The organism is Dyadobacter arcticus (assembly GCF_011762185.1).
In the GTDB taxonomy this organism is placed as follows: domain Bacteria; phylum Bacteroidota; class Bacteroidia; order Cytophagales; family Spirosomataceae; genus Dyadobacter; species Dyadobacter arcticus.
Genome location: NZ_JAASQJ010000001.1, coordinates 1,007,164 through 1,026,350 on the forward strand (window position 1 = coordinate 1,007,164; position 19,187 = coordinate 1,026,350).

The following is a 19,187-nucleotide window of genomic DNA, read 5'->3' on the forward strand; positions in this document are numbered from 1 at the left end:
TGTAATTGATTTATGAAAAAATGAAACTATTCTTCTTCGACAAAATTCATATCCTTGGTGAAAGTTTCTTCCAGAAAATATAAGGCAAATAGTGCGATCACTGAAGTAGCTACCCCAATTACGAGCGCACTTTGAATAACGCCCAGACCTGGTTTGAAGCTTACAAACAATGCAGCCAGCGGAATGGTAGCGCCTCTTACAAAGTTTGGTACAGTGGTAGCGACGGTAGCTCTCAAGTTAGTTCCAAATAATTCTGCCGCAATTGTGATAAACAGTGTCCAGTAACCATTGCAGAATCCCAGCAACGCACATAACAAGTAGAAGGAGAATAGATCCTGCATTGGGATCATCAGATAGCCGATCACCATTGCCAAAGACAAAATGATGAACAATCGAATGACCTTCTTGCGACTTTTTAAATATTGACTCAATAAACCACTCACAATATCTCCGCCAACCTGACCGGAAAAGGCAATCATAACTGCTTTTCCAGCATTAATACCTTCAATGCCCTTAGCAGCTCCAAACTCGGGTGAAAAAGTTATTAGGATACCTACAACAAACCAGATCGGCAGCCCCACAAGTATCGCCATCAGATACTTACCAAGGCGTTTCCCATTGGTGAGGATCATCATAATGTTACCCCGGTCGACGGTGTTTTCCTTAACTTGCTTGAACATTCCTGATTCAAAAACATTGAAACGAAGTACAAGAAGCAGCAAGCCCATTCCTCCGCCAACAAAATAAGAGATCCGCCAGGCAAACAGATCCGCAACGAAATAAGCCAGGATAGCTCCCATAACCCCCAAAGTAGCAACCAATGTGGTGCCATAACCACGGATTTCCTTTGGGAGAACTTCCGTTACAAGTGTAATTCCCGCACCTAATTCACCAGCAAGCCCGACACCCGCTACAAAGCGAAGCAATGCATATTGATCCAGCGATTGCACAAATCCGTTTCCTATGTTGGCAATGGAATACATAATAATAGAACCGAAAAGCACGGAAAGCCTGCCTTTTTTATCCCCAATAACACCCCACAAAACACCACCAATCAACATTCCGGCCATTTGATAGTTCAGTAACCGGATACCTTCGGTCAGTAATTGATCGGTAGGAACATTGAGCGCTTTCAAACTCGGGACCCGCACGACGCTGAACAAAAACAGGTCGTACATATCGACCAGATATCCCAAAGCAGCCACGATAACAGGCACTTGGAGAAGTTGGGGAAGAAGGGGAGGACGGGATTCAGGAATTGGGGACATTGTTGAAAGCTTTTAGCTATTAGCTCTTAGCCGTTAGCTTGTTTGACAATATATTTATTTTCAGAAAAAGCTAATAGCCAACAGCTAATCGCTAAAAGCCATTCACAATCTATCAATCAACATTCCTCCGTCCACGCCAATGACCTGGCCGGTGGAGTAGGGGAAATCGCCTCTTGTGAGGGATGCAACTGCTTTTCCAACGTCTTCAGGCGTGCCCCAGCGCGGTTGTAACGCAATGCCGCTTTGAAACAAATTATCGTATTTCTCCTGCACCTTAGAAGTCATATCGGTGGAAACAATACCCGGACGGATTTCGAAAACAGGAATGTTGTATTCAGCCATTCTTACGGCGAAAAGCAAATTGGTCATCGCCAGGCCTGCCTTTGAGATGCAATATTCGCCCCGGTTGATGGATGCAACAGTGGCCGATATGGATGTTACAAAAATAATTGTCGCCTCAAAAGCATGGTTATTTTGCTTGGTATGCGCCATTCTTTTGGAGATAGACTGTGTCAAGAAAAAAGGGCCCTCTAGGTTGGTGGTCATAACTTCCTGGTAATTTTCCAGGGTAGTTTCAAGAATATCGAGCCTCACTCTTGGAGCAATTCCAGCATTGTTGATCAAACCATTTATCTGACCAAAAACGGAATATGCTTTTTCTATAACCGCTTCACGTTCTGATGCAACTGAAATATTTCCCTGACAATAAACCACCTCAGCGCCCATTTCACGCAATTCATCTAATGCGGCAGAAGCGCCTTCTTCATCCCTCACACCGTTAATTGCAAGATTGAATCCCTCGCCAGCCAATGCTTTGGCAATACCAAAACCGATTCCGCGGCTTCCACCAGTTATTAAAGCAGCTTTTTTCATAACGCCTCAATGTTAACCCACTGACGTTTCTCCCAACTTTCAATCCCCTTTTCCGCCAATTGAACACCGCGCGCACCGGCTTTAAGGTCCCAAGGGAATGGCGTGTCTTTGACAATATGTTTTAAAAACAGCTCCCATTGCGCTTTGAATGCATTGTCAAAAATTTCTTGCTCAGGTACTTTTGCCCAGCCTTCGAAAAACGGAATCGGTTGCGCTATATCAGGATTCCAGACTGGCTTTGGCGTATTTCCGTAATGTTGAGTATAGCAATCGCGAAGCCCGGCAACCGCAGAACCGTGGGTTCCATCCACCTGCAATGTCAGCAAATCGTCACGGCGGACGCGTACGGTCCATGAAGAATTGAATTGCGCGATAACGTCGCCTTCCAATTCAAATGTTGCATAACAGGCATCATCAGCAGTGGCCTTGTAGGCTTTTCCGTTTTCATCAATACGCTCTGGAATGTGCGTTGCGCCGAGGCAAGATACTGCTTTGACTTGTCCAAAAAGGTTATCCAGCACATATCTCCAATGACAAAGCATATCTACGATGATACCGCCGTCGTCTTCTTTCCGATAGTTCCAGGAAGGACGTTGGGCAGGAATGCTATGCCCTTCAAAAACCCAATAACCGAATTCTCCACGAACAGAAAGGATCTTTCCAAAGAAACCACTTTCCATCAATCGCTTCAATTTCAGCATTCCGGGAAGCCAAAGTTTGTCTTGCACTACACCATTTTTTAGTCCGGCGGCGGTTGCCAAATCGTATAGTTCCAATGCCTCCTCAGTCGTAGTGCCCGTTGGTTTTTCACAATAAATGTGTTTTCCGGCAAGAATTGCTTTTTTGACAGCAGCTGCGCGGCGACCGGTAACCTGTGCGTCGAAGTAAATCTGATAGTTTGGATCCGCCATTACCGAATCCAAATCCGTTGTGTATTTCTGAACATCAGACTGTTTACAAAGCTGTTGAAGCTTACTTTCATTGCGACCAACAAGAATCGGATCGGGCATGATCACTTCGTCAGCAGAAATTTTCACCCCGCCTTGTTCGATGATTGCTTTAATGGACCTTAACAAATGCTGGTTTGTGCCCATACGGCCGGTCACGCCGTTCATGATAATGCCAATGTTATGTGTAGTCATTGTTAATTTAGCTAGTAGCTTTTAGCGGTTAGCGATTTTTTTAGTAAACTGTTTTTATAAATGCTTCCGTAATCTCTCCCAAAAATAGATGCTGATCCTTGGCCCAATGGATATTTGAAAAAATCTCAACTTCACAAAAGCCGTCAAACCCAGTCGCCTCGACCCAACTTCTGATCTTTTTGAGGTTAATACAACCTTCGCCCATTAAACCACGATCATTCAGGAGATCAATGGTGTTTACTTTCCAATCACAAACGTGGTAAGCCAGCAGATTTCCGTTTGCGCCACATCTTGCGATCTCTTTTTCCAGATCAGCATCCCACCACAAGTGATACACGTCCACCGCCACGCCCACAAATGCAGATTTGAAATATTCAGCCATATCATTTGCTTGCGCTAATGTGTTAATAGCCGATCGATCAGCAGCGTACATCGGGTGCAACGGCTCAATCGCCAGTTTCACATTCAGTTTTTCTGCCAAAGGAAGGATTGCAGTAATACCTTCTTTGATCTGCTCCCTTGACTTTCCCAAGGACAGGTCAGGCGAAGCCCCGCAAACCAGGACGATCATTGGAGCCGCCAAAGCTGCGGCTTCTTCGAGCAACTTCTTATTATGATCAATCGCTTGTGCTCGGCCTGCACTGCTTATATGCGGAAAAAAGCCGCCACGTACATAAGAGACAATTTCAAGCCCGGCAGATCGGATCAGCTCTCCGGCATGGTGAGGACCGATCCGCTCAATTGCGTTCTGCCAGACACTTATTCCTTTTACACCAGCCGCCGCATAATTTTCCACCGCCTCGGAAAGCTCCCAAGGTTTGGTGGTAATGGTGTGGATGCAGCAGCGGTCTAATGTTATGTTTTCCAATGTTACTTTTCGTTATTTCTGATATTCCATTGTCACCCTGAGCGGACCGGGCCGCCGGTCGGTCGAAGGCGTTACTGCTTGTCGGCCGCGCCCCTTCGACTCCGCTCAGGGTGACAAATCAAGTGACAATCATTTAACACAACCCAAATAAGAATAATAAGGCAATCCTTTATTAATCCGGTGCAGGTACAACGCAACTTCCCGGGCATGGTAATCTCCCCACATACTGGACTCGCCGCAAGGTATCTTCTGTCCGGCCGGCACATTATCCCAACCATTTGGGCGGTGGTAGATTGAATGTAAGATCAGCCCCTGGTGCGTTGGATCAACTGAAAGGTATGGTTCTTGAAAGAGCGAATCGACCGCTGTCAAGCCAGCCTGCCAATACTTGTTACCTTCTTCGCTTTGACCCGTATCATTCAAATATTTGCCAAGACGTAATAACCCCTGTGCGCCGATTGCAGCGGCAGAGCTGTCGATGGGTTCAAATGCGTTGTATGGGTCGGAAGTTCTGGACTGATAATCACCTAATTTATGGATTTCGGGTGCGCCGGTATCCCAATAAGGAATTCCGTCGGACGCGGTGTTTTCAATGTAGAAGTCGCAGGTAGCTTTGGCAGCTTTGAGATATGTTTCTTCAATTGCGCTGCGGCCACCCAATCTGGACAATTCATCATCTGAAAAGCTCGGTAGCGTTTCTAACTGCTCTGCAAATCCCAACATTGCCCAGGCTAATCCACGTGTCCAGGTAGTAAATCCGGAAAATCCTTGCTGGGAATTGGGACAGCGATAATTTCCATCATTGGTATTAAAAACACTTTCGTGCGCCGTGCGGCCCCACAGATCGTAGCTGTCGCGGCCTTCGCCATAGTATACTGAATATTTTGCAGTAGCAATCGAATGTAATGTTCCGCGCAGTAGTAAGCTTGTTTTTACATCATTCTCACCCATCAAACTATGTCCCATCAAATGTGAAACCATCAATGCGCGAACCGAGCGAATGGTATCTACAAAAAGTGAATGTGGACCATTAAATGAGTGGATAAATCCCTGACCATCTTTGGTATTTGTCCAGCGTTTGGCCTGAACAGCACCGGATATCTTCAAGGCTATCTCATAAAAGTTACGCTCCCAATCATTTTCAGCAATTCGGCCTTCATTCATCAACCTGAGCAAGTTTCCATAGGTGCTCACATTGTTGAAACCATGATCATGTACACCAAAGTGGCCGACATGCGAGGCCATATAATTGACAGTATTTTTTCTGGCGCTTTCAAGAAATGCAGTTTCGCCGGTCGCATCAAATTGCAAAACTTCGGCTCCATATTGAAAGCCCTGCGTCCATTCGGTCCAGCCTCGCAATGTGTATTTACCATTAACCGTAAAAACCGGCGTGCCTTTTGAGTTATCGTATTCCCTTGAAATCAAATGGATCTTGTCAGCAGATAGTTGCCAGAGTTTGTCAATTTTGGATTGTAATGATGCGGCGGTTAAGTCGTTGCAGATTTGCATAACGAATATCGATAGTATTATTTAGCCATTGTATTTTTGGATAATACAAAGATATTCAAGCTTGATAGCCAGGTCAAGGTACATTTTGGTTATTAAATGGCACTTTTCCGAACTTGATCGCGGTACTCATTGGGAGTAAGACCGGTTTTCCTTTTAAAAATTCGACTAAAATAGGAAGGGTCGTCCAGATGGATATGATAGGCGACTTCTTTGCTGCTCAGGTTTGTAAAGACAAGGAGTCTTTTAGCTTCCAATAATAGCTTATCGAGGATGTATTCCTGGGACGGTGTACCGAGATATTTTTTGGTGATTTTACTCAAATAATCGGGGGAGACGGAAAGTTCCTGTGCATATTGCTGGACTTCATGCTTAATCAAAAAATTCTTCTCTACCAATTCCTGAAACCTCCCCACCAGCTCGGGTATCGTTAGCATTGCAGACTCCTGCGATTCAGCATTTCTCTGAGCCAGCAAACCGCATTTCTGTAACAGTAATCCCAGATAGCGACCAATCAGCGTTTGGTCAGCTTCTGAATTTAGATGGTCCGCGACCATGTTTTCCAGAATGTTGTGAAAATAATGTTTATCACTTTCGGATAATGTAATAATAGGCTGTCTTCGGGCTGGTTGGAAAAATGGTAGTTGTGAAAGTGGCTGATTTACAGGATTGTAGAATGTATAAAAGTCCTCAGAAAACGCGACAATATAACCTTGAAAAGAGGTTGAGAAAGTGAGTAAGTGAACTTGTCCGGGTGTGAGGAAATGCAGGCCCGAACCTTGAATGTTGTAAGAATGAAAATCAATTTCATGAAATCCCTGACCTTCTTCTATAAAAAGGATCTCGTAATACGTATGACGGTGTGGGGTATCTGTTGGTAAGGGCGTTATAGGCAGAGATATAGGCGATTCCTTATTGATATTAATGCTGTTTTTGAACCGGAAAATTTTTAGGGCCGGAACCCTGCTAGGTGTTTTAGGCAGGGAATGTATAGGAATTGAATCTGGTACGGAAGTCATGATTTACTCTTTTTCCTGCTCACTAATCTTTTAAAAAGCCATAAAATGAGGAAAACTACCAGTACGAGCGCAATTACCGGTAAAAAAATGGCAAGCCCGGAGAGGCTGAAAGAGGCAACATTTTCGGCGGTCGAAACCACCGGATTTCCAATGCCACCTGTGGTTTTCGACGATAGTAATCTTAGCAAACCAGTTCCAATCTGCACCATTCCGGCAGTACCGCCGCCGATGATCAATCCAAGTCCCCAGTGCAAAATCGGACTGTCAATTTCGATGACGGATGTGGTAAGTAATGTTCCCGCAATCACCGCCGCGGGAGTGGCAATTGTATCGAGCAGATTGTCAATAAAAGGAATGTAGTAGCCGCTGATTTCCAGGACCGTTGCGGTGAGTAACGCAGCAAAAGCAGTCCAGGTTGTGAGCCAGGCAAATTGTTCGCCCGGTGTAATCCAGCCGTTCATTGCAGCGACGTTTGCCAGCAACATGGGCAGGAAAACCCGAAATCCGCAGCTCGCGCTTAGACCTAACCCTAAACAAACACTGAGGAAAAATTCCATCTTAAATTCATAGAGTTTGGAATATGTAAGGTAAGGTATTCGAAAGATATATGCGGTACTGACCAGTTTTTTTAATCTATTGGTGACATTTCTTAAATTTACATTGTTGGTCAATTCAAAGCAGATCAATATGCATTATCCATCAAATTTTATCAGGTGAAGCAGGAAACCAAGAGCGGCCAGATTTTTGATCTTCCCACACTACGACGTTTATACGCATTCGTTCGACCCTACCAAAGCCAATTTTACTTGCTGATTGGGATCATTTTGCTGAATGCATTGCTCGCTCCGCTTACACCTCTGCTGATTAAATACACCATTGATACACCGATTGCAAACGGTGATTTCAAGCAGTTGACCATCATGCTGATCGTTATGATCGTGGTTACGATTTTTCAAGGGATCGCACAGTTTTGGAACACCTATATGTCTGGCTGGCTGGGTCAATTTATCATCAGGGATATCCGCGTTTCACTTTATCAAAAAATCATTGGTTTAAGGTTAAAATTTTTCGATAACACGCCAATAGGCCGTTTGGTAACGCGCACTATATCGGATGTTGAAACGCTTTCCAATGTATTTAGTGATGGTATGGCAGCAATTGCCGGAGATATTCTGCAATTGGTTTTAATCATTGCAGTCATGTTTTATACAGACTGGAAGTTGTCTGTGATCAGTTTGTCTATGATCCCGTTAATGCTTTTCTGTACTTATATTTTTAAAGAAAAAATTAAGGACTCGTTTAATGAAGTCAGGGCAGCGGTATCTAACCTGAATTCATTTGTGCAGGAACATTTAACCGGGATGGGCATTGTTCAGATTTTCAGCAGCGAGGATATTGAATACAACAAGTTCAGGGAGATCAATAAAGTGCACCGCGACGCTAACATTAGGTCGATTTTATACTATTCGATTTACTATCCGGTTGCGGACGTTATTGCTGCTGCGGGAACCGGGCTCGTGGTTTGGTATGGGTCAAAACAAATTTTGAATGCAGATGTCACTTTCGGTACGGTCACAGCATTTGTGATGTTCATCAACCTGTTTTTCAGGCCGATCCGGCAACTTGCAGATCGTTTTAATACATTGCAAATGGGTATTGTAAGTACTGACAGGATCCTGAAATTGCTTGATAGTGATGAGTTTACTTCCAATGAAGGCACATTTTCGCCGGAGACTATTAAGGGTAACGTTGAATTCAGAAACGTCTGGTTTGCATATAATGACGAAGAATATGTGTTGAAAGACATCAATTTTAAAGTGAATGAAGGTGAAACTATTGCTTTCGTAGGAGCAACCGGCGCAGGTAAATCGTCTATCATTAATCTGCTGACCAGATTTTACGATATCAATAAAGGCAATATATATGTAGACGGTGTCGAAGTTCACGATTATGAATTGAATGCACTGCGCAAACACATCGGCGTCGTTTTGCAGGATGTTTTTCTGTTTTCAGATACAATTGAAAATAACATCAGGTTAGGCGATACTTCGATCACGCACGAAAAAATTGTGGAGGCGGCTAAGTTGGTAGGCGTTCATGATTTTATAGAAAGGCTTCCGGGCGGATATACCTATAATGTAATGGAAAGGGGCGCAACGCTTTCGGTGGGACAGCGTCAGCTTATTTCATTTGTAAGGGCGATGGTTCACGAACCGAAAATCATTGTGCTGGATGAAGCTACTTCATCTGTTGATAGTGAGACGGAGGAATTGATCCAGCATGCGATCGAGACATTAATGCAGGGTAGAACAGCCATGGTTATTGCACACAGACTTTCCACGATTCAGGAGGCTAACAAGATTATAGTGGTTGACAAGGGTCAGATCGTGGAGGAGGGGAACCACGAACAACTGCTTGAAAAAGATGGATTTTATGCGAATTTGTATCGGATGCAGTATAAGGAAGTTCTAAAAATCGGCGGGTAGGTAAGACTTGCCAGGTTTAAAAAACCTTGCAAGTCTAATTCCGTTTTCCCGTATCTAGCGGAATCGGCGGCGGTCCGATCAAGAAATCGTCTTCTTCGTTTCTTTTGACAGGAGTACTATCACCATCAACGCCCAATGAGTCGCTTTCACTCGGGGCATAGTACGTTGGGCAATTATACGTTTTAGAAACCTTGAAACTGGGTTTTGGGAATGGTCCCGGTTCAATGGATTTGTCCCTGTAAATTTTTTCCAGAAAGCTTCCGACTATGGGTAGTGCAGTTTTTGCGCCTTCTCCCAGATTTGTTGTTCTAAAATGTATGCTGCGATCGTCGCCGCCTACCCAGGCACCCACCACAAGGTCGCGGGTGATACACATGAACCAACCGTCGGAATTGTTGGAGGTTGTGCCGGTTTTTCCGCCAAGCTCATTGCCATTTTTGGTTACATCAAATTTCCATCGAATGCTTCCCGACGTTCCGCCCGCTTCCTCTACACCTGCTTTGAGCATCTGTACCATCAAAAAGGCAGATTCCGGCTTAATAGCCTGACGGTGTTCCGGTTGAAATTCTTCTATGATTTTGCCGTTACTATCTTCAATTTTTGTAACCAGAATGGGCTGGGTATACGTCCCGTTGTTCACGAAAACGCTGTAAGCGGCGACCATATCATATAGGGACACATCAAAAGGGCCCAGTCCAATGGATGGAACGCCTTTTAGTGGTGTAGTGATACCCATTTTCTTGGCATATCTGGCAACATTGTCAGCACCAACCTGATCGGTCAACTGGGCAGTTACAGAATTAATAGATTGTGCCAAGGCACGGCGGAGGCTCATGTTGGCGTAGGAGAAGACGCCGGTTGCATTTCGTGGTTTCCATTCTTTTTGTTCACCGTCCTCCATGTATATTTTTTCAAAAGGCTTGTCCACAATTTCATCGCAAGGGTTCATATTGAAGGTCGAATCATCAATTGCGGTTGTATAAACAAATGATTTGAAGGTTGAGCCGGGCTGTCTTTTGCCCTGTTTTACAGCATCATACTTAAAGTAATTATAGTCTAGTCCTCCAACCCAGGCTTTGATTTGACCAGTTTGCGGGTTCATAGCCATCATACCTGCTCTAAGAATTCTTTTGTAATAATCCAGCGAATCCATTGAACTCCAATACTTAGTCATTTCACCACTATTTTTCCAGTCATACACCGTCATCGTATCTTTTTTATTCAGATAAAAAGTGACACTATCAGGACTATTTGGAAACTTTGCCGCAAGTGATTTGTATTTGCTGGTGCGTCTCACAACATTTGGCAGGAAGTCTGCGATCTCTTTTCCCTGCTCATCGACCCAGGGATTCTGATTGCGCCAATGGTCTTCAAAAACGCGCTGCAATTGCTTCATTTTCTGCGTCATAGCCTCTTCGGCATCTTCCTGCATGCGTGAATCAATGGTTGTGTAAATTTTTAAACCATCGGTGTAAAGGTCGTATCCATTCTCATCACCCCATTTTTTAACAAAATCAACGACCGCATTTTTGAAATAATTAGCATTGCCGTCGTATGGTGTTTCAAATTTCGTTTTGAGCTCAATTGGTAAAGCACTGATTGAATCTGCTTGTTTTGAAGACAAATAGCCATACTTCTGCATTTGATTGATCACCACATTGCGACGCTCCAAAGAACGTTTCATGTTGCGGATCGGATTGTAAGTGGTCGTTGCTTTTTGAAGCCCTACCAAGACGGCAGATTCCTGAACATTAAGACTGTCAGGGGATTTGCTGAAATACGATTGCGCGGCAGTATTGATACCATAAGTATTATTTCCGTAGTCAACCGTATTGAAATACATGGTCAGGATTTCTTCTTTGGTAAAATTCCTTTCGAGTTTGATAGCAGTAAGCCACTCCTTTGTTTTATAAATCAGCGTACTAAATCCCGGAACGAAACCCAATACGCCACGCGCGCCGGATTTACGGGTTTTGAAAAGTTTTTTCGCCAATTGTTGGGTTATGGTACTGCCACCTCCACGGTCGGTTGCGCCGGAGACGATACCAATTGCAACGCTGGCCATGGCTTTATAATCAATCCCTGAATGCTTGTAAAATCGAACGTCTTCGGTCGCAATCAATGCTTGGACCAGATTTGGGGAGATCATTTTGGCTGTGACCGGCGTGCGGTTTTCAGTATAGAACTTGCCGATCATCACGCCATCAGAAGTGTATATTTCGGAAGATTGGGCAACCTTGGGGTTTTGAAGATCTTCTACGCTTGGCATACTACCCATAAGCCATAGGAAATTGGTCTCAACACAAAAAATATAGATCCCAGCCGCTAAAACACCATATGCCGCAGTTTTCCAAATGATGATGATCGGGCGGTAGAATTTCGAATTGACATCTACATTTTCCTCCCACCAGCCGCGGATGGATCGTTTGTTTTTTCGGTAGGAGTGAAACATGTCATCGGCGCGTTTCCGGCCGGTGAACAGTGAAGTCAGCTTATAAAGAGTTCGGTTGATGAATGTTGAAAGCAGTTTTCCAATGAATTGGAATATGGCTTTTATTTTAATAAAAAACGATCGGATAACTTCCATCAAACGTTAAGGTTCGTAAGCACTCAAAGATAAGAAAAGCCGGACACATCTGACCGGGCCCGGCTTTTACACGATTTCATTACTCAGCTTTGTCAAATTTTAATGCAGCGCCATTCATACAATACCTCAGGCCTGTCGGTTTCGGTCCGTCATTGAATACATGGCCCAGGTGACCGCCGCACTTTCTGCAAACTACCTCGGTGCGGGTCATTCCGTGGCTGCTATCCTTAATTTCCTCTACATTGCCCGAAGAAATAGGCTGAAAGAAGCTGGGCCATCCCGAGCCTGACTCATACTTCGTTTCCGAGCTAAACAATGGTGTCCCACAAGCGGCACAAACGTAGGTCCCGTTTTCCTTATTATCATTGTAAGGATGGGAGAACGGCCTTTCTGTACCCTTTTCAAACAATACAAAGCATTGCTGACCAGTCAGTTCCTGCTGCCACTCTTCTTTGGTTTTTTCGATTTCTCTCATTTTATTTTTGATTTTTGGGATATGGCCGTCACTAGAAAAACTATACCATATCACTGATAACACGTCTGAGACATTTATCGTTTAGTGAAAATCCGTCTTAACCAGGAGTCTTCGGGTGGCCAGCATTTGTTACGGGATTCGGGAGGCCGACGAAAGAAACCACCTGAAATTCCGAAATAAAGATTAAATGATTTTGGATTACCTATATTAAGAAGGCCTGTGATATGATCCGTGCCAATCCAAACTGGTCCCGCACGGCCCGCAATGCCGATCGCTGGGGAGCGATAATGGTTCATCAGCGAGATAGGCACGGAAAATTCATACCATCTGTGTTCATAACGAGGTGTTACTGCCAGGTAAGACTCAGCCTTCATGCCGAAAGCGCTTTGTGAAATCAGGTTTTGAACCCATAAGCCGCTTACGTAAACATTTGGTTTTATATTATAATCAACACTTGCCTGAAATGCGGTCGGTAATACGGATTTAAAATTAGGGGCAATAGGCTGTCCGCCTTCCAGTGATGTGTTGATCGCTTCAAAAATACCTTCAGAGCCCTTAAGTTTTTGGAAAGAATCGTATCTGAATTCCTTGTTGCTTGTATGAGTCTCCTGCTGCAGAACGTATGCAGGATTTTTGAAATGTACCTTACCAATATCCGTGAGAGAAAGCGCTACTCGATATAGATACTTGTTTTTGGAGGCATCCCTTTTTCTTACGCCGACTTCTGTATAAGAGAATTTATTAATGTCAGGCCGGTATTCGTAAACAGCGCCAAGGTCAAATCCCCAGCCGCTACCGGGAGGGGCGCCGCCGATCAACCAGGCCGGTGAGGCTCTGATATTCTGGAAACCCTCGTCCCGGGTAATTCCGTAGCGGACATTTATTTCATTCACAAAGATGAACTGCCGCTTGTTTTCGTATAATTCATCGGGATTGATGTCGTATGATGAGTTATCGATAATGGTATGCGCGTTGTATAAGCCAATTAATCTCTTCACGGTCACTCCGACTTTAATAAAATCGGTTTCATTATCAATGACAGTGCCGCCTACTGTAAAGGCAATTTCACCCACACCGTTGAAATGCAGCTGCCCGGATTGGTTTTCAAATAATACACCTTGCAGCTCTTTCTGCTGCGTTGTTTTACTGATCAGCCTTGCCAATGGCTCGGTTACCTGGCTCGTATTGAGCATATACCTCACCCTTGTCGAGATTCCTACGCCAACCCGACCTTTCAAAATATTAAACATGACGGAGGGAAGACGTGTATCTCCGCCTGCATTGAGGTATTTTTTATTCCCGTTTAATTTTTCCCCCAGATAGGAGCGGGGAAACATCAATACGCCTTTTTCATTGCGGTACTCGTCAGAAACGGTGTTGGTAATAAGGCTCAGAAACGAATAGGGCGCTTTGTATTTGACATGGTTGTTTGCCGTATAAAACTGAGTGCCAACCAGGTTGACATACAAACCGTAGCGACTATCCGCAACAAACGCGGGATTGTGATACAATGCATTGGTGCCGGCAAAATTACCCATGGAGATACCAGGCAAATGCTGGCATAAACCCCTCAGGGGCAATCCAAGTAATATAATCAGGATCGCGACGGATAAACTTTTGGGCATAGTGAATGTAAAACGTACGATACAGGACTTTTATATCAGTTTGCAAAGAAAAGGCGAAGTCCCTGCACTTGCAACGAATGTTTACTGATTGGAAAAATAATTAAGCGTTGATTTGCGGCATGATTTTAATGTTCCGCAAAGCAAATTATACGATTGAAAAAAGGTGTAAGATTTCTCAGTCAAGTATTTACAGGATGCTTTATACTGCATTAAAAAAGTAATAAGTGTATAGTTTATATTACAAATAGGAAGGCTCCTGACAGGGGTTATTATCAATTGTTTTGTTAATTAAAACATTGACCATATATTGTTCTGTGAATTAATGATATAGACTTATTCAAATTTTGTATAGCATGAATTTTTCATTTTCGGATTATCAAAGCGAAAATTTCTTTGACGAAATGTTTACGCCCGATGGGCAAATACGTCCAGGGTACGAGCATCTAAAAAGCAAATTTGAGAACCTTACACATGATGATCTCACCAACCGTCAGCTTGCGACCGAACGTGCATTGTTGTCTATGGGGATAACATTTAACGTCTATTCCGAAGGTGAAGGTACCGAGCGGATTATGCCTATTGACATTATCCCCCGTGTCCTTTCCAATGCTGAATGGGAGTGGCTTGAAAAGGGATTGAAACAGCGTATCAAGGCGCTGAACATGTTTATTGATGACGTTTATAATGATCAAAATATTCTCAATGATGGTGTAGTTCCCCGCGAGCTGATCGAGTCCAGTAAATGCTTTTTGAAGCCTTGTTTGGGTTTGAAACCACCAAAAGGAATCTGGTGCCACATTACAGGAACCGATTTGATTAAAGGGGATGATGGTACCTTTATGGTATTGGAGGATAACCTGCGTTGCCCGTCAGGCGTGTCCTATATGCTGGAAAACAGAGAACTCTCGAAGCAAATTTTCCCGGATGTATTGGCCAGAACAGGCGTAAGGCCGGTTTCTGATTACCCGACCCGTTTATTGCAAATGCTGCAGCATTTGGCAGACAGACCTAATCCTACCGTCGCAGTACTTACGCCCGGCATTTATAATTCTGCTTATTTTGAACATTCCTACCTGGCCCAGCAAATGGGAGTCGAATTGGTTGACACCCGTGATTTGGTTGTTTCTGATGGGTATGTGAAGATGCGCACAACAAACGGGTTGCAGATTGTGGACGTAATTTATCGGCGCATCGACGATACTTTTATGGATCCCGAAGCATTTAATCCGGATTCGTTGATTGGCATTCCCGGGATATTTGAAGTATACAAAAAAGGTCGTGTTGCATTGGCGAATGCTCCCGGAACCGGGGTTGCTGATGACAAAGTGGTTTATGCGTATGTGCCAAGGATCATTAAGTATTATCTCGACGAGGAAGCGATTATCCCAAACGTCCAAACCTACATTTGCGGTGAAGAGGACGATTTCAATTATGTGATCGAGAATATTGCGCAACTGGTTGTAAAAGAAGCCAATGAGGCGGGGGGATACGGCATGTTGATTGGGCCGAAGGCTACTGAGGAAGAACACGAACTTTTCAGGGAAAAAATAAGAGGCAACCCGCGGAACTACATTGCACAACCTACGATTTCATTATCACGGGTTCCGTGTATGGTCGAAGGTCATGCGGAAGGTCGGCACGTCGATTTGCGTCCTTACATTTTATATGGCGACGATGTCAGCGTAATCCCCGGCGGATTGACCAGGGTTGCATTGCGAAAGGGGTCGCTCGTTGTCAATTCGTCGCAAGGCGGTGGGGGCAAGGATACCTGGGTGTTGTATTAATTTATCATGAACAGTTGCTGTCGGGCTGTTGATGATAAAGGTTTACAGTCACTTTTGTAAGCCAATGTTCGAAATGCCTGAAAAATATATACAGTAACTTAAATTGATAGAAAAATGCAACGTGAAGTAACCGGTTGGTATAGTCCGGCGCTGAATGAACAAATGGATATTGCAGTTTACGGGCACTATGGATTTGCGCTATTATTGATTCCAACAGCTGCCTCAAACTATTTAGAGTACGAGCAGCAGGGGTTAATCGAAAGTATCAGTCCCTATATCAACTCTGGTAAAGTCAAGGTTTATTGCATTAATAGCATCAATTCCGAAAGCTGGCTAAATCCATATATGCATGGATATGATAAGGCGATTCGCCACCAGCTTTTCAATGATTATATCATTAAAGAGGTAATTCCTTTTATTAAGGATACCACAAGTCCAAATAACGAAATCATAGCAGGAGGTGCATCTTTCGGCGCGTTACATGCGGCCAATTTGTTCTTTAAACATCCGGATTATATTCATGGCGTGATCGCTATGAGCGGATGTTTTGACCTCAGCGTTTATACCGATGGTTATTATGATGACAATGTATATTTCAATTCGCCGGTACATTACCTGCCCCAATTGAAAGCCGAGTGGCACTTATCCATGTATCGGGACAGCAGGCACATTCACTTCATCGCAGGCTCCGGGGCTTATGAAGTTCCGGATTATTCGAGACAGATCTCTTCCATTTTGAACTCCAAAAATGTCCCGCATGAATTAGATATCTGGGGCAGTGATATGCCTCACGAATGGTGGGTTTGGAAGCGAATGTTACCCTATTACCTGGAGACGAGGTTTTAAAACTTCAACTATGCTCCTTCAAACTGTCGTAAAAAGCGGACATCGTTCTCGGTGAAGAGCCGGAGATCACTAATGCCGTATCGAAGCATTGTGATCCTTTCTATTCCCATTCCAAAAGCAAATCCTGTATATTCTTCGCTGTCAATACCACAGTTGGTAAGGACGTTGGGGTCAACCATTCCGGAACCTGCAATCTCAACCCAGCCAGTGTACTTACAAACATTGCATCCTTTTCCTTTACAAATGAAGCAGGAAACATCAATTTCCGCACTTGGTTCTGTAAATGGGAAATAGGAAGGACGCAGGCGTATCGTCGAATCTTTCCCAAACATTTCCTTTGCAAAATGGTACAAGGTGTCTTTAAGATCCTTGAAGCTTACATTTTTGTCGACATATAGCCCTTCGACCTGGTGAAATACACAATGCGCGCGGGCGGAGATCGCTTCATTTCTGAATACCCGTCCGGGCATAATTGACCGGATCGGCGGCTTTTGCCTTTCCATCAGCCGCACCTGGACATTGGACGTATGCGTACGCAAAAGAACGTCGTCCTTCACATCACCTTCACTTTTGGAAATGAAAAAGGTATCCTGCATTTCCCGGGCCGGGTGATTGTCTGCAAAATTCAGCGCACTGAAGTTATACCAATCCTTTTCGATTTCCGGGCCATAAGAAACGTTGAATCCCATCCGCTCAAAAATCTCAATAATCCTTCGCCGCACTATGGTAAGCGGGTGCAAGCTTCCTTGAAGGTTAGGAGTAACCGGTAGCGTCAGATCGATTAGAATTTCAGCGTTGGAATCCGTTGCGTCTTCCAAAACAGATGCAAACTCCTGAAAACGGCTCTGGGCAAGATTTTTCAATGTATTTAGCTCCTGGCCAACCGCACGCCTGTCTTCCTGAGGAATATTTTTGAGCCCCTCAAAAAGCTCGGTGACGGCACCTTTCTTACTGATATATTTTAATCTGAATAACTCCAATTGCTCCCTGTTTTCGACAACAGCGTTGTCAATTTCGGAAACCAGTTCCTTTACCCGGTCGGTAATCATAAGCTATTTAATGTAGTTGACAAATGCCAAAATGGTGTCAAAGATAATTAAAGTGCCTGGTCATTTTTGACAATTAGGTCTGTTAACCGGCGTCAGGCTGAGTTTTTTATTAAAACAGTCTATTTTTCAGACCACGTAAAATTACGCATTCTACCAAGTTCACTTACGCTTTTTAATATACGTGAGTGAATTTAAATCTCTGATTTTCAAGCGATTAAACTCTAATACGTACTTTTACGTATTTTATTAACGTAGCGCTATGTGCTATTTTTGATTCAAGAAAACAAAACATTATTAGTCGTTCCAACCATGAAAAATTTTGCAAGCTTTACCCGCCCCAATTTGTCAGAAAGATCCTTTGCTGACAGCCGTTCTTCAATCTCTGTTCAGTCAATGGGCCGAACTATTTTTTTGACACCAGACGCGATCACTTTCCTCGAAGGTGAAGGCAATTATACATTTATATATACAAATACCGGAAAGAAATATCTGGTATCGAAAACGTTGAAATCACTTGCTGAACAGTTGAATGCGAAATTCATGCGTGTTCATAAATCATATCTTGTGAATGCGGATTATGTGGTAGCACGCCTGGAAGATGACAGAATGCTTAAACTGTCGTGTGGAAAAGAAGTAATGGTGTCCCGCAGGAAAATCAAGGAGATTACCTGCTTTTTGGATCATTCCAATCTACGCATCAGCGCTTAATTTTTTATTGTATTAAATTAGTGGGTTATTCATAAAAACAGCAGCCATCGCTTGATCGAAGGCTGCTCGTTTTGTTTAAAGGGAATTTTGAATGAGGCCGCCGTGGGACGGGAATGACTGAATGAGTGAATTTTGAATGAGTGAATTTTGAATGAGTGAATGAGTGAATTTTTAATGAGTGAATGAGTGAATTTGATTTGCATTCACTCATTCAGTAACTCACTCATTCACTCATTAAATCAGAACAACTTCAATCCCAAGGTCACCTGCCATGAACTAACTTTTTGTTTCACATTGCCATCGCCCGGGCCGCTTGTTTCGAAAGATGCCAGATTTGTAAAGGAGCCTTCTTTCCTTACGTCTAGACTAAAACTTCCAAGATCAAGTCCTGCTCCAAGCTGATAACCGAAAGTAGCCTGGGACATGGCATTATTAAGATCCGATGTGTAGTATTTGAAAGCATCCCGTAATCTTTGGTTATTTCCAATGCGGAATGAAGTAACAGGACCGGCAAGGATACGGAGAGGTCCGCCTTTCAAACCAATGAGAAGAGGCACATCAATATTGCTGTACTTAATGTTTACCGTTTTGGTAACCGGTTGCTCCTGATCTGTCTGAATAATTTCAAAAGAGCCTCCTTTGGTCGAAACCAGTACTTCGGGCTGAATAAATAATGTCCTTCCAAATCTTGCATAAATTCCACCCACGGCCCCCGTTCTGGTATTAAAGCTCTGCCTCAAATTATCCTTTACTTCCTTTCCATCGTAACCCAGGTATGGGTTTCCAGCGTCATCATACCTTGTCGTAAAAACATCTCCCATTGTCAGGCGTGACAAGTTAACCCCGCCTTTGATACCAAACGCAAAACCTTTTTTCTGTGCCTGAACTGTTGTGAATGCAAATGTGCATAACAAGCAGATACAGGCTACTTTTGTCAGGATGTTCATG

At 43.7% G+C, this 19,187-nt stretch carries 16 protein-coding genes; 4 read left to right on the forward strand and 12 right to left on the reverse strand.

Going from position 1 to position 19,187, the window contains the following annotated elements; translation table 11 throughout:
* Window positions 1-26: 26 nt before the first annotated feature.
* The 7 genes from FHS68_RS04330 to FHS68_RS04360 all read right to left on the reverse strand — a co-directional run bounded on the left by FHS68_RS04330 (window position 27) and on the right by FHS68_RS04360 (window position 7,236).
* The gene (locus tag FHS68_RS04330) at window positions 27-1,268 is read right to left on the reverse strand and encodes an MFS transporter (RefSeq protein WP_167267547.1); all 1,242 of its coding nucleotides are present in this window, start codon (window positions 1,266-1,268) and stop codon (window positions 27-29) included.
* A 102-nt stretch (window positions 1,269-1,370) separates the two neighbouring features.
* On the reverse strand, window positions 1,371-2,141 hold the full coding sequence (locus FHS68_RS04335; protein WP_167267549.1) for a 3-ketoacyl-ACP reductase: 771 nt from the start codon (window positions 2,139-2,141) through the stop codon (window positions 1,371-1,373).
* On the reverse strand, window positions 2,138-3,283 hold the full coding sequence (locus FHS68_RS04340; RefSeq protein WP_167267551.1) for a Gfo/Idh/MocA family protein: 1,146 nt from the start codon (window positions 3,281-3,283) through the stop codon (window positions 2,138-2,140). Before FHS68_RS04340 ends, FHS68_RS04335 begins: the two co-directional genes overlap by 4 nt.
* Before the next feature lie 40 nt (window positions 3,284-3,323).
* Window positions 3,324-4,151 (reverse strand): sugar phosphate isomerase/epimerase family protein, encoded by an 828-nt coding sequence (locus FHS68_RS04345; RefSeq protein ID WP_167267552.1) that lies wholly within the window; start codon window positions 4,149-4,151, stop codon window positions 3,324-3,326.
* Window positions 4,152-4,280: 129 nt separating this feature from the next.
* Window positions 4,281-5,663, reverse strand: a complete 1,383-nt coding sequence (locus tag FHS68_RS04350) for a glycoside hydrolase family 88 protein (RefSeq protein ID WP_167267554.1) — start codon at window positions 5,661-5,663, stop codon at window positions 4,281-4,283.
* 92 nt (window positions 5,664-5,755) lie between these two features.
* Entirely contained in the window at window positions 5,756-6,679 is a 924-nt protein-coding gene (locus tag FHS68_RS04355; protein ID WP_167267556.1) for a helix-turn-helix domain-containing protein, read from the reverse strand.
* Window positions 6,676-7,236, reverse strand: coding sequence for a DUF4126 domain-containing protein (locus tag FHS68_RS04360; RefSeq protein WP_167267558.1), 561 nt, complete (start codon window positions 7,234-7,236; stop codon window positions 6,676-6,678). The genes FHS68_RS04355 and FHS68_RS04360 overlap by 4 nt, the downstream gene beginning before the upstream one ends.
* A 156-nt stretch (window positions 7,237-7,392) precedes the next feature.
* Between FHS68_RS04360 and FHS68_RS04365 the strand changes: the two genes are divergently transcribed.
* Window positions 7,393-9,165, forward strand: a complete 1,773-nt coding sequence (locus FHS68_RS04365) for an ABC transporter ATP-binding protein (protein WP_167267559.1) — start codon at window positions 7,393-7,395, stop codon at window positions 9,163-9,165.
* Between the two features lie 34 nt (window positions 9,166-9,199).
* Here the strand turns inward: FHS68_RS04365 and FHS68_RS04370 are convergent, their stop codons facing one another.
* The 3 genes from FHS68_RS04370 to FHS68_RS04380 all read right to left on the reverse strand — a co-directional run bounded on the left by FHS68_RS04370 (window position 9,200) and on the right by FHS68_RS04380 (window position 13,852).
* Entirely contained in the window at window positions 9,200-11,752 is a 2,553-nt protein-coding gene (locus FHS68_RS04370; RefSeq protein WP_167267561.1) for a penicillin-binding protein 1A, read from the reverse strand.
* 79 nt (window positions 11,753-11,831) lie between these two features.
* On the reverse strand, window positions 11,832-12,227 hold the full coding sequence (gene msrB / locus FHS68_RS04375; protein WP_167267563.1) for a peptide-methionine (R)-S-oxide reductase MsrB: 396 nt from the start codon (window positions 12,225-12,227) through the stop codon (window positions 11,832-11,834).
* A 74-nt stretch (window positions 12,228-12,301) separates the two neighbouring features.
* Window positions 12,302-13,852 (reverse strand): DUF5723 family protein, encoded by a 1,551-nt coding sequence (locus FHS68_RS04380; protein ID WP_167267564.1) that lies wholly within the window; start codon window positions 13,850-13,852, stop codon window positions 12,302-12,304.
* A 353-nt stretch (window positions 13,853-14,205) separates the two neighbouring features.
* Between FHS68_RS04380 and FHS68_RS04385 the strand changes: the two genes are divergently transcribed.
* Entirely contained in the window at window positions 14,206-15,636 is a 1,431-nt protein-coding gene (locus FHS68_RS04385) for a circularly permuted type 2 ATP-grasp protein (protein WP_167267566.1), read from the forward strand.
* 114 nt (window positions 15,637-15,750) lie between these two features.
* The gene (locus FHS68_RS04390; protein WP_167267568.1) at window positions 15,751-16,482 is read left to right on the forward strand and encodes an esterase family protein; all 732 of its coding nucleotides are present in this window, start codon (window positions 15,751-15,753) and stop codon (window positions 16,480-16,482) included.
* Between the two features lie 8 nt (window positions 16,483-16,490).
* Here FHS68_RS04390 and pheS read toward each other — a convergent pair whose 3' ends face one another.
* The gene (pheS, locus tag FHS68_RS04395) at window positions 16,491-17,531 is read right to left on the reverse strand and encodes a phenylalanine--tRNA ligase subunit alpha (protein ID WP_167267569.1); all 1,041 of its coding nucleotides are present in this window, start codon (window positions 17,529-17,531) and stop codon (window positions 16,491-16,493) included.
* A gap of 309 nt (window positions 17,532-17,840) precedes the next feature.
* Between pheS and FHS68_RS04400 the strand changes: the two genes are divergently transcribed.
* The gene (locus FHS68_RS04400; RefSeq protein WP_229211763.1) at window positions 17,841-18,239 is read left to right on the forward strand and encodes a LytR/AlgR family response regulator transcription factor; all 399 of its coding nucleotides are present in this window, start codon (window positions 17,841-17,843) and stop codon (window positions 18,237-18,239) included.
* 239 nt (window positions 18,240-18,478) lie between these two features.
* Here FHS68_RS04400 and FHS68_RS04405 read toward each other — a convergent pair whose 3' ends face one another.
* Window positions 18,479-19,186 carry a porin family protein gene (locus FHS68_RS04405; protein ID WP_167267571.1) on the reverse strand — a complete coding sequence of 236 codons (708 nt, stop codon included), beginning with the start codon at window positions 19,184-19,186 and terminating at the stop codon, window positions 18,479-18,481.
* Between the last annotated feature and the right edge of the window lies 1 nt (window position 19,187).

Bases quoted from the DNA above. Each gene is read 5' to 3' on its own strand.
- FHS68_RS04335 (WP_167267549.1), bottom strand. From the start codon at position 2,141: ATGAAAAAAGCTGCTTTAATAACTGGTGGAAGCCGCGGAATCGGTTTT.
- FHS68_RS04350 (WP_167267554.1), bottom strand. From the start codon at position 5,663: ATGCAAATCTGCAACGACTTAACCGCCGCATCATTACAATCCAAAATT.
- FHS68_RS04355 (WP_167267556.1), bottom strand. From the start codon at position 6,679: ATGACTTCCGTACCAGATTCAATTCCTATACATTCCCTGCCTAAAACA.
- FHS68_RS04380 (WP_167267564.1), bottom strand. From the start codon at position 13,852: ATGCCCAAAAGTTTATCCGTCGCGATCCTGATTATATTACTTGGATTG.
- pheS (WP_167267569.1), bottom strand. From the start codon at position 17,531: ATGATTACCGACCGGGTAAAGGAACTGGTTTCCGAAATTGACAACGCT.
- FHS68_RS04330 (WP_167267547.1), bottom strand. From the start codon at position 1,268: ATGTCCCCAATTCCTGAATCCCGTCCTCCCCTTCTTCCCCAACTTCTC.
- FHS68_RS04400 (WP_229211763.1), top strand. From the start codon at position 17,841: ATGAAAAATTTTGCAAGCTTTACCCGCCCCAATTTGTCAGAAAGATCC.
- msrB (WP_167267563.1), bottom strand. From the start codon at position 12,227: ATGAGAGAAATCGAAAAAACCAAAGAAGAGTGGCAGCAGGAACTGACT.
- FHS68_RS04340 (WP_167267551.1), bottom strand. From the start codon at position 3,283: ATGACTACACATAACATTGGCATTATCATGAACGGCGTGACCGGCCGT.
- FHS68_RS04405 (WP_167267571.1), bottom strand. From the start codon at position 19,186: ATGAACATCCTGACAAAAGTAGCCTGTATCTGCTTGTTATGCACATTT.
- FHS68_RS04390 (WP_167267568.1), top strand. From the start codon at position 15,751: ATGCAACGTGAAGTAACCGGTTGGTATAGTCCGGCGCTGAATGAACAA.
- FHS68_RS04385 (WP_167267566.1), top strand. From the start codon at position 14,206: ATGAATTTTTCATTTTCGGATTATCAAAGCGAAAATTTCTTTGACGAA.
- FHS68_RS04370 (WP_167267561.1), bottom strand. From the start codon at position 11,752: ATGGAAGTTATCCGATCGTTTTTTATTAAAATAAAAGCCATATTCCAA.
- FHS68_RS04360 (WP_167267558.1), bottom strand. From the start codon at position 7,236: ATGGAATTTTTCCTCAGTGTTTGTTTAGGGTTAGGTCTAAGCGCGAGC.